Origin of the sequence: Vallitalea longa (assembly GCF_027923465.1) — a bacterium.
Classification (GTDB): domain Bacteria; phylum Bacillota; class Clostridia; order Lachnospirales; family Vallitaleaceae; genus Vallitalea; species Vallitalea longa.
The window spans coordinates 57523-70879 of record NZ_BRLB01000020.1; the positions used below are offsets into that span (position 1 = coordinate 57523).

The 13357-nt window shown below is 29.9% G+C and carries 14 protein-coding genes; 11 read left to right on the forward strand and 3 right to left on the reverse strand.

Annotated elements, in window-relative coordinates; all coding sequences use genetic code 11:
- The gene (rpe, locus tag QMG30_RS21130) at positions 1–657 is read left to right on the forward strand and encodes a ribulose-phosphate 3-epimerase (RefSeq protein WP_281818968.1); all 657 of its coding nucleotides are present in this window, start codon (positions 1–3) and stop codon (positions 655–657) included.
- Positions 658–659: 2 nt separating this feature from the next.
- Entirely contained in the window at positions 660–1301 is a 642-nt protein-coding gene (locus tag QMG30_RS21135) for a thiamine diphosphokinase (protein WP_281818970.1), read from the forward strand.
- 313 nt (positions 1302–1614) lie between these two features.
- Here QMG30_RS21135 and rpmB read toward each other — a convergent pair whose 3' ends face one another.
- Positions 1615–1800, reverse strand: coding sequence for a 50S ribosomal protein L28 (gene rpmB / locus QMG30_RS21140; RefSeq protein WP_281818972.1), 186 nt, complete (start codon positions 1798–1800; stop codon positions 1615–1617).
- Positions 1801–2074: 274 nt separating this feature from the next.
- Here rpmB and QMG30_RS21145 point away from each other — a divergent pair, with 274 nt between their 5' ends.
- From QMG30_RS21145 to QMG30_RS21175, 7 genes are all read left to right on the forward strand, one after another.
- The gene (locus QMG30_RS21145) at positions 2075–2428 is read left to right on the forward strand and encodes an Asp23/Gls24 family envelope stress response protein (RefSeq protein ID WP_281818974.1); all 354 of its coding nucleotides are present in this window, start codon (positions 2075–2077) and stop codon (positions 2426–2428) included.
- Positions 2429–2463: 35 nt separating this feature from the next.
- A complete protein-coding gene (locus QMG30_RS21150; protein ID WP_281818976.1) occupies positions 2464–4152 on the forward strand; it encodes a DAK2 domain-containing protein in 1689 nt (562 codons plus the stop codon).
- A 91-nt stretch (positions 4153–4243) separates the two neighbouring features.
- The gene (recG, locus tag QMG30_RS21155) at positions 4244–6295 is read left to right on the forward strand and encodes an ATP-dependent DNA helicase RecG (protein ID WP_281818977.1); all 2052 of its coding nucleotides are present in this window, start codon (positions 4244–4246) and stop codon (positions 6293–6295) included.
- 186 nt (positions 6296–6481) lie between these two features.
- Positions 6482–6673, forward strand: a complete 192-nt coding sequence (locus QMG30_RS21160) for an alpha/beta-type small acid-soluble spore protein (RefSeq protein WP_281818979.1) — start codon at positions 6482–6484, stop codon at positions 6671–6673.
- A gap of 183 nt (positions 6674–6856) precedes the next feature.
- Positions 6857–7414: a 16S rRNA (guanine(966)-N(2))-methyltransferase RsmD gene (rsmD, locus tag QMG30_RS21165; RefSeq protein ID WP_281818980.1), complete on the forward strand. Its 558-nt coding sequence runs from the start codon at positions 6857–6859 to the stop codon at positions 7412–7414.
- Positions 7415–7440: 26 nt separating this feature from the next.
- Complete coding sequence (gene coaD / locus QMG30_RS21170; RefSeq protein WP_281818981.1) at positions 7441–7929, forward strand: pantetheine-phosphate adenylyltransferase; 489 nt, start codon at positions 7441–7443, stop codon at positions 7927–7929.
- 23 nt (positions 7930–7952) lie between these two features.
- The gene (locus QMG30_RS21175; protein WP_281818983.1) at positions 7953–8474 is read left to right on the forward strand and encodes an ATPase; all 522 of its coding nucleotides are present in this window, start codon (positions 7953–7955) and stop codon (positions 8472–8474) included.
- 10 nt (positions 8475–8484) lie between these two features.
- Here QMG30_RS21175 and QMG30_RS21180 read toward each other — a convergent pair whose 3' ends face one another.
- Together QMG30_RS21180 and QMG30_RS21185 are read right to left on the reverse strand one after the other, a co-directional pair.
- On the reverse strand, positions 8485–9438 hold the full coding sequence (locus QMG30_RS21180; RefSeq protein WP_281818984.1) for a hypothetical protein: 954 nt from the start codon (positions 9436–9438) through the stop codon (positions 8485–8487).
- 87 nt (positions 9439–9525) lie between these two features.
- Positions 9526–10785, reverse strand: a complete 1260-nt coding sequence (locus tag QMG30_RS21185; RefSeq protein ID WP_281818985.1) for a nucleotidyltransferase — start codon at positions 10783–10785, stop codon at positions 9526–9528.
- A gap of 305 nt (positions 10786–11090) precedes the next feature.
- On the opposite strand from QMG30_RS21185, the gene pta reads away from it, so the two are divergent.
- Both pta and QMG30_RS21195 read left to right on the forward strand, forming a co-directional pair.
- Complete coding sequence (pta, locus tag QMG30_RS21190) at positions 11091–12083, forward strand: phosphate acetyltransferase (protein ID WP_281818987.1); 993 nt, start codon at positions 11091–11093, stop codon at positions 12081–12083.
- 41 nt (positions 12084–12124) lie between these two features.
- On the forward strand, positions 12125–13315 hold the full coding sequence (locus tag QMG30_RS21195; protein ID WP_281818988.1) for an acetate/propionate family kinase: 1191 nt from the start codon (positions 12125–12127) through the stop codon (positions 13313–13315).
- Positions 13316–13357: the final 42 nt, after the last annotated feature.

Sequence of the window (13357 nt, forward strand, 5' to 3'; positions counted from 1 at the left end):
ATGATTAAAATAGCACCTTCAATTTTAGCAGCTGATTTTGCGGATTTAGGTAATGAAATTAAAAAGATTGATGAAGCAGGTTGTGATTATGTTCACATAGATGTCATGGATGGCTCATTTGTACCTAATATTTCATTTGGTACACCTATAATCAAAAGTATAAGAGAGTCTACTGATAAGATATTCGATGTTCACCTTATGATTGAAGAACCAAGTAGATATATAAAAGAATTCAAAGATGCAGGAGCGGATATTATTACAGTTCATGCAGAAGCATGTAAACATCTCCATAGTACTGTTTCATTGATTAAAAATTATGGACTAAAAGCAGCGGTAGCATTAAACCCTGCAACACCTAATAGTGTTCTGGAATATGTTATAGATGAACTTGATATGGTATTAGTAATGTCTGTAAATCCTGGTTTCGGAGGACAAAAATTCATTGATTCCTCATTGCATAAGATAAGTGCAATAAAAGATGTTATTTGTGGTAGAGGACTTAATTGTGAAATTGAAGTTGATGGAGGCATTTCACTGGATAATGTAAAAAAAGTTGTTAATGCGGGAGCAGATGTTATTGTAGCAGGTTCAGCAATCTATAAATCAGAAGATATAAATAATACAATTAAAGCCTTTAGAGAGGTTTGTGAAAAATAGATATGAAAACATTAATTGTCACAGGAGGAACTATAGATTTAGATTTCCTAAAGAAATTTACAGATTGTAATAGATACGATTATATAATAGGTGTGGATAAAGGGGCTCAGTATATGTATAATATTAATTTGAAGCCTAATCTAGTAGTTGGAGATTTTGATTCTATAGACCCAAAAATTATTGACACCTTAACACATGATCCCAAAATTCTAATAGACAACTTTATTGCTGAAAAAGATGAAACAGACACTCATTTAGCTATAATGAAAGCAATTGATATGGGAAGTACCCATATTGATATATTTGGAGGAATAGGTAGCAGAATGGATCATACTCTTGCGAACATTCATATACTGATGATTCCTTTAGAGAAAAATGTTAAATGTAGAATCATAAATAAGAATAATATCATTACCCTAATCGATGTAACTACTTCTTTTGAAAGAAGTGATTACAAATACATATCTTTAATACCTTTAACTAATGAAGTGTCTGGAATCACAACCGCTGGATTAAAATACCCATTATTCGGCTATACTATGAAGAAAGGGATTTCAATAGGTGTTAGCAATGAATTTACGGAGAAACAAGCCAAAATATGTATTAAGGAAGGTATTTTGATAGTTATTCGTTCAAGGGATTAACATACTAATGATTATTAGCGGATATCAGATTTCTTAAAGATAAGTACGGTATTGGTTATCAAACAGGTATATTAAACATATAATGTAATAATAATTAATGTATGGTGAAAGTAATGTGCTTTCGAACTAAGCTTATAGGAGTCATATTAGTATCTATATCCATAGGAATGCTATTAATTTCTATACTACCTAAAGGAGCTGTAGGTGTCATTCTTTCACTTACTAGTTTATGTATAGGTATTTGGTTATTAAAATGTTAGAACTGATACTGCAATTATTTAATAAAAAAAATAATCCCCTTATGGGGATTGTTTTATGCACGTTCTACCGCACCTGATTTTAAACACTTAGAACAAACATTAATTCTTTTAGGTTGACCATTAACAATTGCTCTAACTCTTCTAATATTAGGTTTCCACATTTTATTAGCTCTTTTATGGGAATGGCTTACTTGAATTCCAAAAGATACGCCTTTATCACAAATATCACACTTAGCCATACTTGCACCTCCTTAATATACGTACATGTTTACAACAAAACAATTTTAACAAAAAAGTGGACATAATGCAAGCATTAGATTATAATTATTTAAAGAAAAGAAAATATTATTGTAAAATCAGTGAAAAAAATGGTATAATGCTTAATGATAAAATGTACTATTTAATATAATGATATTATAAAAGAATACCTAATAGTTGTTATAACTATAGAAGTACTTTGTGATAATTAATAAGGGATGAAAAAATAAATACCACAAAAGGAGGTTCGTTATTATGACTGGAAGATTTGGAACGAATATCGGTGATATAACAATTGATAATGAAGTAGTAGCTAAAGTTGCAGGACTAACAGCTATAGAATGCTATGGTATTGTTGGTATGGCTACAATAAATGTTACTAATGGATTTGTTAGATTGCTTAAGAGAGAGAGTTTAACAAAAGGTATAAAAGTAGATATCTTAAATAATGTTATTACAATAGATTTTCATGTGATTATTGAATATGGAATTAATATCAGAGCAGTTGCAGATAATTTAATTAGTACTGTCAAATATAAAATAGAGAAATTTACAGGAATGGATGTAGGAAAGATTAATATCTTTGTAGAAGGCGTTAGAGTTGATTAGCCTTATAGAAGTATCATAATTAAGGAGGAAAAGTTGTGGCTATAGAATATATTGATCCAAGTACTTTAAAGAAAATGTTTGTTTCTGGAGCTAAATATTTAGAATCTCAAAAAGCTTATGTAGATAAATTAAATGTTTTTCCAGTTCCAGATGGAGATACCGGTACAAACATGTCTTTAACAATATTATCAGCGGCTAAAGAAGTGAATAATACTGATTGTAATGATATGAAAGTGGTAGCTAAAGCAATTTCATCAGGCTCATTAAGAGGAGCAAGAGGAAACTCTGGTGTTATCTTATCACAATTATTGAGAGGTTTCGCAAAAGTTATAGCGGAACATGATAAAATTGATACACTAATACTTGCTAAATCCTTTCAAAAAGGCGTTGAAACGGCCTATAGAGCAGTTATGAAACCAAAAGAGGGAACTATATTAACTGTTGCGAGAGAAACGGCAGAAAGAGCAGCTATGCTGGCTATTGACTCTAATGATATTGAGTTTGTCATAAGAGAGAGTATTGATTATGCAAAAGAAGTTCTTCAAAAAACTCCAGATATGTTAGATGTATTAAAACAGGCAGGAGTTGTTGATGCAGGTGGTCAAGGACTTTTATTTATTTTCGAAGGCGCATATAAGTCACTTATAGCTGGCGAAGAGTTAGACTTTGATGTAGTTTCATCTTTTATTGATTCAACAGATGAAGTAGATAGCTCTAATTTAGCTAAAATTTCAACGGAAGATATTAAATTTGGTTATTGTACAGAATTTATTATTAATGTTAATGATCCAGAAACTACTGAAGAGGATAGTTTGGTTTTCAGAAATTATTTAGAGACTATTGGTGATTCCATAGTTGTTGCTGGTTACGATGATATTATTAAAACTCATGTACATACTAATGATCCTGGATTAGCGATTCAGAAAGCTTTAGAGTTAGGAGAATTAGTAAATCTTAAAATAGATAATATGAGACAACAGCATACATCAAAAGTTGTATCTCAACAAGATAGTAATGTTAGTGATGATATTAAACGTACACAACAAGAACAACCAATAGAAAGAAAGCAAGTAGGTTTTGTAGCTGTTTCCATTGGTGATGGATTAAAAGATATATTTAAAAGTTTAGGTGTAGATTATATTATTCAAGGTGGACAAACGATGAACCCTAGTACAGAAGATGTACTTAATGCTATTAATCAAGTTAATGCAGATAATGTGTTTGTTCTTCCTAATAATAAAAATATCATATTAGCAGCTAAACAAGCAAGTGAATTATGTGAAGACAAGAAAGTAGTAGTAATTCCTTCAAAATCAATACCTCAAGGTATCTCAGCTATGATTAGCTATGAACATGAAAGCGATGTTGAAGATAATATTAAGAATATGGAAGATTCAATGTCTTATGTATCAACTGGTCAGCTTACATTTGCTGTGAGGGATACAAGTATAGATGAGAAACAGATAAAAGAGGGAGATATTTTAGGAATAGGTAATGACAAAATTCTAACTGTTGAAAAAGAATTAGATGTTGCAGCTAAAGAATTAGTTGAACAACTGGTCAAAGACGATAGTGAATTGGTTATTGTTTATTATGGTAGAGATGTTGAAGAGAATGTTGCAGATGATTTTGGTAAGTATATAGAAGATAAATTTGAAGACTGTGATGTAGAAGTCCATTACGGTGGTCAACCATTATATTACTATATCTTATCAGTTGAATAGACTATATCACAATATTTTACATTTATTATGTTGGCTAAAGAATAAGATTCTTTAGCTTTTAATTTACCAAGAAAAATAAAGGGTGACTTTTATGAATACTAATTTGCCTGTTACAGTACTAAAAGGCGTAGGAGATAAAAAAAGTAATACATTAGAAAAAATGGGAATAAAGACTATTGATAATCTATTAAATTATTATCCAAGGGATTATGAAAAAAATATGCCTGTAAATAAAATATCAGATATAAAAATGAATGAAGTCAATGTTATTGAAGGTATAATATGTTTGAATGCCCAAAATATAAGAAAAAGAAATATTGTGATAACAAAGACTAAAATCAGGGATGACACAGGTGAAATTTTTGCTATCTTTTTTTCTCAACCTTATCTAAAAAACAAATTGAAAATAGGGAATAGATATGTTTTAAAAGGTAAAGTCCAGTATAAATATAATATAATCCAAATAGTTTCTCCTGAAATAATAGATGTCAATAATTATAAAATGAGAATAAATCGTCTGAAACCAATTTATCCATTGATAAAAGATGTATCAATGAATTTTATGACGAGTATTATACAACAATCTTTGAATTATACAAAAGATCAATTAAAGGATTTTTTACCTGATGACATTAGAAATTCTTATAATTTAGCTGAATATAATTATGCTATTAACCAAATTCATAATCCTGATAATAATGAATCTATGGAAGTAGCAAGAAAAAGACTTGTATTTGATGAATTCCTATTATTTGCTCTAGGACTTAATTTAATAAAAGAGCATTCTACTGATATACCCAATAATTATAATATTGATAAATCAACCAACGAGAAAAAATTACTTGATTCATTACCTTATAAGTTGACCAATGCTCAGTTAAAAGTATGGGATGAGATTAAAAATGATCTACAGTCAAGTAAAACCATGAATAGAGTTGTACAAGGTGATGTTGGTTCTGGTAAAACAATTATTGCTGCATTAGCACTCACAATAGTTTCCGATAACGATTATCAAGCTTGTATGATGGCGCCAACTGAAGTTTTGGCCAAACAACATTTTGAGTCAGTAACTAAAATACTTAATCCATTAGGGATAAATGTTGAATTGTTAGTTGGTTCCATGACCAAAAAGCAAAAAGAAGAGACATATGAAAAATTGAAAAATGGTGAAATCAACATACTAATAGGAACTCATGCTGTTATTCAAGAAAAAGTTGAATTCAAGAATCTAGCTCTTGCAATAACAGATGAACAACATAGATTTGGAGTTAAGCAGAGAGAGAATCTATCCAATAAAGGGAATTCTCCACATATACTAGTAATGAGTGCAACACCAATTCCAAGAACTCTTGCACTAATAGTCTATGGTGATATGGATGTATCGATTATAGATGAAATGCCACCAGGAAGGCAAAAGATAGAAACTTATACAGTAAATACATCTTATAGAGAACGTATATATTCTTTCATAGAAGCGCAAATTAATAGTGGTAGACAAGTGTATATCATATGTCCTATGGTCGAAGAATCTGAAACATTGGAACTTGAATCGGTTATTTCATATACCGAAAAAATTAGAGAAAAGATTAGTAATAAAATAAAAGTAGAATATATACATGGAAAAATGAAAGCAAAAGATAAAAACAGTATAATGGAAAGATTCAGCAATAATGAAATAGATATACTTGTTTCTACAACTGTCATTGAAGTCGGTGTGAACGTACCTAATGCAACGCTTATGATTATTGAAAATGCTGAGAGGTTCGGACTTGCAGGGTTACACCAATTAAGAGGAAGAGTAGGAAGAGGAAAACATCAGTCGTATTGTGTTTTGATTACTGATTCTAAAAACAATATAACTAAAAAAAGAATGGAAATAATGTGTAAGTACACAGACGGCTTCATCATATCAGAATATGACCTGAAATTAAGAGGTCCTGGAGATATATTTGGATTTAAGCAGCATGGACTTCCAGAATTTAATATTGGAGATATATTCAGAGATATGGATATATTAAAAGAAGCTAATATTTTAGCAAAAGATATATTGGAAAAAGAAAAATTATTCCAAGAAGAATATAAATATCTTAATAAAAAAATAAAAAAATATTTTGATAAAAGGATAAATCAGATTTCATTATAAATGTAAACCAATTTTTAACATATATGAGAAGATATTACTATAATTACTAGAAAAGATTAGGATTACAAACAATATTTACTAGTGTATTATTATTAAATATACACATAATAATATCGTAACCTAATTAAACAACTCTTCGAAGAGGCGTTAACAAAAATAACATTGTAAGAATTGGAGGGTCTAGTAATGGCTAAGAACGTAGTACCAGAAGCAAGAGAAGCTTTATCAAAATTTAAATATGAAGTAGCAAACGAAATTGGAGTACCTTTAAAACAAGGTTATAATGGTGATTTAACATCTTACCAAAACGGTTCAGTTGGTGGATATATGGTTAAAAAAATGATCGAAAAAGCTGAACAAAATTTAATGGGACAATAATAACAAAGATATTTAATTTAATTCTACAATATAGGAAAGATGAGCGGGTGCTCATCTTTTTGTTTATTGGTATTTTTTAAGTAATAATACTTATTGACAATTAATGGTTTTGAGTTAAAATAATAATGTGTAACTTTTTTTATCTTATAGGTAACACTCTTATTAAAGTAGAAAGGATTACGTATGAGAGTAATAGCAGGAAAAGCAAGAAGAATTAATTTAGTAACACCAAACGGATTAGATGTTAGACCGACTACTGATAGAATAAAGGAAACTCTTTTTAATATGATCAATGTGGATGTATTTGATTGTAATTTTTTAGATTTATTCAGTGGAAGTGGAGCAATAGGCATTGAAGCACTAAGTAGAGGAGCTAAAAAAGCAACGTTTGTTGAAAAAAGCATTGATTCATTGAAATGTATTGAGCAGAATTTAGAAAAAACAAAACTAAGTGATATGGCAATAATCATAAAAACAGATGTACTGAACGCCCTTAACAGACTACAAGAAAAAAACGAAAAATTTGATATGATATTTATGGATCCTCCTTATGAAGAAGGTTTCTACTGCAAAGTTATTTCATTAATAGAACAAAATGATTTACTTGACAAAGATGGTATTATAATATGTGAAAGTTCTATTGATACTAATTTTGATTTTATTGATCAAACTATATATCATATAGTCAAAGAAAAGACTTTTAGAACTAATAAATTTACTTTTATAAGATGCAGTAGTTAATAATGATTTAGAGGAGTGATCTAGTAATGAGAATAGCAGTATACCCAGGAAGTTTTGACCCAGCGACTAACGGACATTTAGATATAATAAAAAGAAGTGCTAAATTAGTAGATAAGCTCATAGTAGGAGTTTTGAAAAATAATGCTAAAGAACCTTTATTTTCTATTGATGAAAGAGTTGCTTTATTAAAAAAATTAACTAAAGATATGGATAATGTTGAAATTGATAGTTTTTCCGGACTATTAGTTGACTTCTTGAAGAAAAAAAATGCTACTATTATTGTTAGGGGATTTAGAGCTGTTTCTGATTTCGAGTATGAATTGCAAATTGCACAGACTAATTATAGTCTTGACAATAATATAGAGACGATTTGTTTAATAACCAGAGTAGAATATTCTTTTCTAAGTGCTAGTATTGTAAAAGAAGTTGCTATGTATGGTGGTGATATAAGTAAGATGGTTCCACAGGAAACAGCTAACTATTTAAATAAAAAATATAAGGGATCAAAATCCTAATTGATATAAGAGGGGGTATAAGAATGAGTAGTATAATGGATTTGATTAATGAAATGGAAGACTATTTTGAAAGTTGCAGTAAGGTACCTTTATCTAATAAAATTATGGTGAATCCAGAAGTTATATATGAACTTATGACAGATATGAGATTAAAGTTACCAGAAGAAATAAAACGTTGTCAAAGAGTAATTAATGAAAAAGAAAAAATTATATTGAATGCTAAGAAAAATGCAGAAAACGTTGAGAAACAAACAGAAAACAAGATGATGGAGCTTATCAATGAACATGAAATAATGCAACAAGCATATTCAGAAGCAGAAAGTGTCCTTACTGAAGCAAAAAACACTTCAAGAGAACTTAAACTTGGTGCATATGAATACGCAGATGAAATAATAAGTAAAATCGAAGAGAATACAAAAGAAACCTTATATGAAACACATAAAGTCTATGAACAGTTAGAAGAATTCATGAAAACCCAGTTAGAAACATTAAATGCAAATAGACAAGATTTACAGGATAGAAAAGGTAAGAAAAAAAGTACATAATCAGATATTCCTATCCTAATAATGGAGTAATCAATAATGCTGTAATAAATGTTATTACAGCATTTATTATTTTGGATAGAACATACTTATTTACCTTTAATTCTGTATCCGTCAGAACACTTGCTGTCTGAGCGTGAACTGAAAAAGAACCAAAAGATACTAATGTACATAGTAGTACGAACATAACTTGTATTGAATAGTTACTACTGGTTAGTATTTTCGCACCATTTGAAAGTTCGATTAGACTTAATAGAAAATTTTTAATGATACTATTACTTATAGGTATCAAATAAAAACAATTCAATATTATGGAAAAAAATATTATATATCCTCCTATTTTGACTATTAGTGTGATGGCATTCATAATACAATCGTCAAAAAGAGAGAAATTTATTGATTTAGTATTTCTAGATTTTATTGATTCCTTTTTTATTGGAGGTAATTTTTTAAAGTAAACCATTTTGAATATAAAGGCTGTAATTAGATTAGCAGTATAAATGGCAACTAACATAAATATTCCTATTCGAGAATTGTCTAGTAAACCAGTAGCTATAAATCCAATAATGAACATAGGACTTGCATTATTACAAAAGGTAAGCATATATTGGGCTTGATTCAGATTAATAGATTTTTTGATCAACAAATCAGCTGTGATTTTTGCTCCTACTGGATATCCCGAAAGTAATCCGGTTATTAGTGCATAACCAGCTACACCAGGCAAATTAAATAATTTGGACATTATGAAAGTGAATATATAATTAATATAGTTTATTAAACTAGAATTTATTATTAGGTTAGATAGCAAGATAAAGGGAAATAAAGTCGGTATAATGACATTAAACCACAATAATAAGCCGTTTTTGGCAGCTTCCATAGAGGTTTTTGGAAGTATGAGGATAATTATTAATAATATCATTAGCATAGCATTAATCACAAGATTTTTGGATAAGGGTCTTCTTCTCATATATTAACCTTTACAGCTTGTTATTAATACAAATATATTTGGAATATACTGTTTTTAGAACAAAGATAACTTAATACCGATGTTAAACTATACGATAACTACCTGATGGCTGTAATCGTTTTTTTGGGATACACCATATTTATTACCGATAATGATATTATATATATCGCTACATTTTATTTCGTCTTCTAACATTTTCTTTTGAATAGTATTAAGATAACCAATACTGTCTTTTACATTAGAGATAATAGGAAGATTACAGTTATCTTTCACTAATTTTAATAATGGTCTACTGTCTTTTCTGAAACCTAGTATTTTAACATATTGAACGAATCCATTATTGACAAATCCCCAGAAATCTTCTTTATTGAGAGATAATAAAATATGAAGCAGAGTTCTCTGTATTCTTGATATGGGGTATCGTCTAGTACGGGTATATCCAATAATATCACTTATTGTACTATAATTGATTACTGCTTTTCGGAATCTGTTTTCTATACCCTCACTAACATCAATACAGTTTTCCATTTGATCTTTTGTGGATACCTTTAATTTGTAATTGATTAGTGAAGAGCAATCGTCAAAAAATACAGGACATTCATTTCTGTGGATGGCTGATTCTAATAATTCAAATGCTGATTCAGGCATAAAGTCATTGATAGTATTTTCAGCTATAGAGTTCCTTAACAATTTTCTTATTGCTGTAGCAGAACACAAATGATCATTGATATCATCTGAGTGATAAGAAGCTCCCATTCTTTTAACGGCATAAGGTTTTATCGTACTGTTCAATTTTATTAAGGCTTTCATGTATTCTATGCCTAGTATATTATTTGGGGATTTAATTAAATTGGTCAATTCTTCTTTATTGGTATCTAATATTGCATTCTCTGTCAGATAGTCTGTAAGTGCATTAGAACGAGCGGTCGCAAAACTACTTCCATTTTTTAGATGTTCACTGAGCTTGGTTTTGAATTGACTTGGTTCATTGCATAAGATAGATGCTATCTCTTTTAACTTATAAGTATCACCAAGTTCGCTACCAAAACATAAATTATCGATTATACCAAGATCGCTTAATAACTTCACTGAGGCAAAAGAGAAGAATTCTGCACTTGATGTTGAGAAGTGAACCGGCAATTCTATCACAAGATCCGCTCCATTAAGTAGAGCCATCTTAGTTCTAGTCCATTTATCAACTATTGAAGGTTCACCTCTTTGAACAAAGTTACCACTCATTACAACAACACAGTACTCTGATTCAGTTATTTTTTTTGCCTGTTGTAATTGATATAGATGACCATTATGAAATGGGTTATATTCTGCTATAATACCTACTGTACTCATATTAATACCACCTGCTTTATTTATAATTTTAATTAATAAGCACTCTTTTTTATATTAATGTAAAATATATATGAAATCAAGTACATGAGGAAAAATAATATCTATTTTGATAATTAAGTTATTTTTGTGGAAGGCTAAATTACAAATCAGTTTATCTAATTAAGCTTAATATGATAAGTTTTTTAGAAAAAAAACAAAAAAACTAAAAAAAACACAAAAAACATATTGTATACAATGAACAATAATATTATAATAGAGTAAAGTACATTATATTTTAGTTAGAGAACTGAAAGGAGTTTATTAAATTGAGTTTTATAAACAACATTAAAAACAGAGCAAAAAAATTAAATCAAACAATCGTATTACCTGAATCATTAGAAAGAAGAACAGTAGAGGCAGCTGCAAAAATTCTTGATGAAGAAATAGCAAGAGTAATTCTTATAGGTAATAAAGATGAAATAGCAAAAGTGGCAGAAGGTTTAGATATTTCAAAGGCTATATTTGTAGACCCTAGTTCATTTGATAAAATGAATGATTATGTTAAAGATTTAGTAGAACTTCGTAAAAATAAAGGTATGACATGTGAAAAAGCAGAGGAATTATTGAAAAAAGACCCATTATATTTAGGTGTCATGATGGTTAAAGAAGGAATGGCAGACGGTATGGTTGCTGGAGCAGTTAATGCAACAGCTAATGTATTAAGACCTTCTTTACAAATATTAAAAACAGCTCCAGGTACTAAATTAGTATCAGCATTCTTCGTTATGGTAGTACCTAATTGCGAGTATGGTGCTAATGGTACTTTCTTATTCTCTGATTCTGGTTTAGTTCAGAATCCTAATTCTGAAGAATTAGCTTCTATAGCAATCAGCTCAGCAAAATCATTTGAAGACTTGGTAGAAGTTGAACCAGTAGTAGGTATGTTATCTCATTCTACAAAAGGTAGTGCAAAACATGCAGACGTTGATAAAGTAGTTGAAGCAGTAAAAATTGCAAAAGAACAAAATCCTGATATTAAATTAGATGGAGAATTCCAATTAGATGCAGCTATCGTACCAAGTGTTGGAGCTTCAAAAGCACCAGGTAGTGAAGTAGCAGGAAAAGTTAATGTTCTAGTATTCCCTGATCTTGATGCAGGAAATATCGGATATAAACTTACTCAAAGACTAGCAAAAGCAGAAGCTTATGGACCAATTACTCAAGGTATAGCAAAACCAGTTAACGATTTATCAAGAGGATGTACAGCTGATGATATCGTAGGAGTAGTTGCAATAACAGCAGTACAAGCATCATTATAAAAAAATAAATTATAAAATACATTTAAAGGAGATTGTTCAAAGTGAATATATTAGTATTAAATTGTGGTAGCTCATCACTAAAATATCAATTGATAAGTATGGAAAATGAAAAAGTCTTAGCAAAAGGTTTATGCGAAAGAATAGGAATTGATGGTTCAAGAATCAAACATACTAAGATTGGTGAAGATACTGTAATTATAAATGGGGATATGCCAAGTCATAAAGACGCTGTTCAATATGTTATTGATGCGTTAATTTCAAAAGATCATGGCGTAATCAAGAGTATGGATGAAATCAATGCGGTTGGACATAGAATTGTACATGGTGGAGAAGAATTTGCAAGTTCAACAGTTTTAACTAAAGAGGTAATTGAAGCTGTTGAGAAGTGTTCTGACTTAGCTCCTTTACATAATCCAGCTAACTTGATTGGTATAGATGCATGTAAACATATCATGCCTAATGTACCTATGGTAGGGGTGTTTGATACTGCTTTCCATCAAACAATGCCAGCAAAAACTTATTTATATGCGTTACCATATGAATATTATAGAAAATACAAATTAAGAAGATACGGATTCCATGGTACATCTCATAAATACGTTTCTAACAGAACTGCTGAATTCTTAGGTAGAGATATCAAAGATATGAAAATCGTAGTTTGTCACTTAGGTAATGGTGCTAGTGTTTGTGCTGTAGATGGTGGAAAATCAGTAGATACAAGTATGGGACTTACTCCTCTAGAAGGATTGGTTATGGGAACTAGATCAGGAGATATGGACCCAGCAATCGTTCAATTCCTAGCTGATAAAGAAGGATTATCAATTGATGAAATTAATACTATTTTAAATAAAAAATCAGGTGTTCTTGGTATTTCAGAAATATCAAGTGACTTCAGAGATTTAGAAAATGCTATAGAAGAAGGAAATGAAAGAGCAAGACTTACAATGGATGTATTTTCATACAGAGTCGCTAAATACATTGGAGCTTATGCTGCTGCAATGAATGGAATCGATGCTATCGCATTTACAGCTGGACTTGGTGAAAATAATGCGGAAGTAAGAGAAGAAATATGTGCATACCTTACTTTTTTAGGTGTTGAAGTAGATAAAGAAGCTAATAAATGTAGAGGCGTTGAAAAAGACATATCTACTAAAGATGCTAAAGTTAAAACAGTAGTAATCCCTACTGATGAAGAAATGACAATTGCCAGAGAAACTGCTAGACTTATTTAATTAAACTGAGTAACATGCATATTCTACCATAATTTTGTTAAA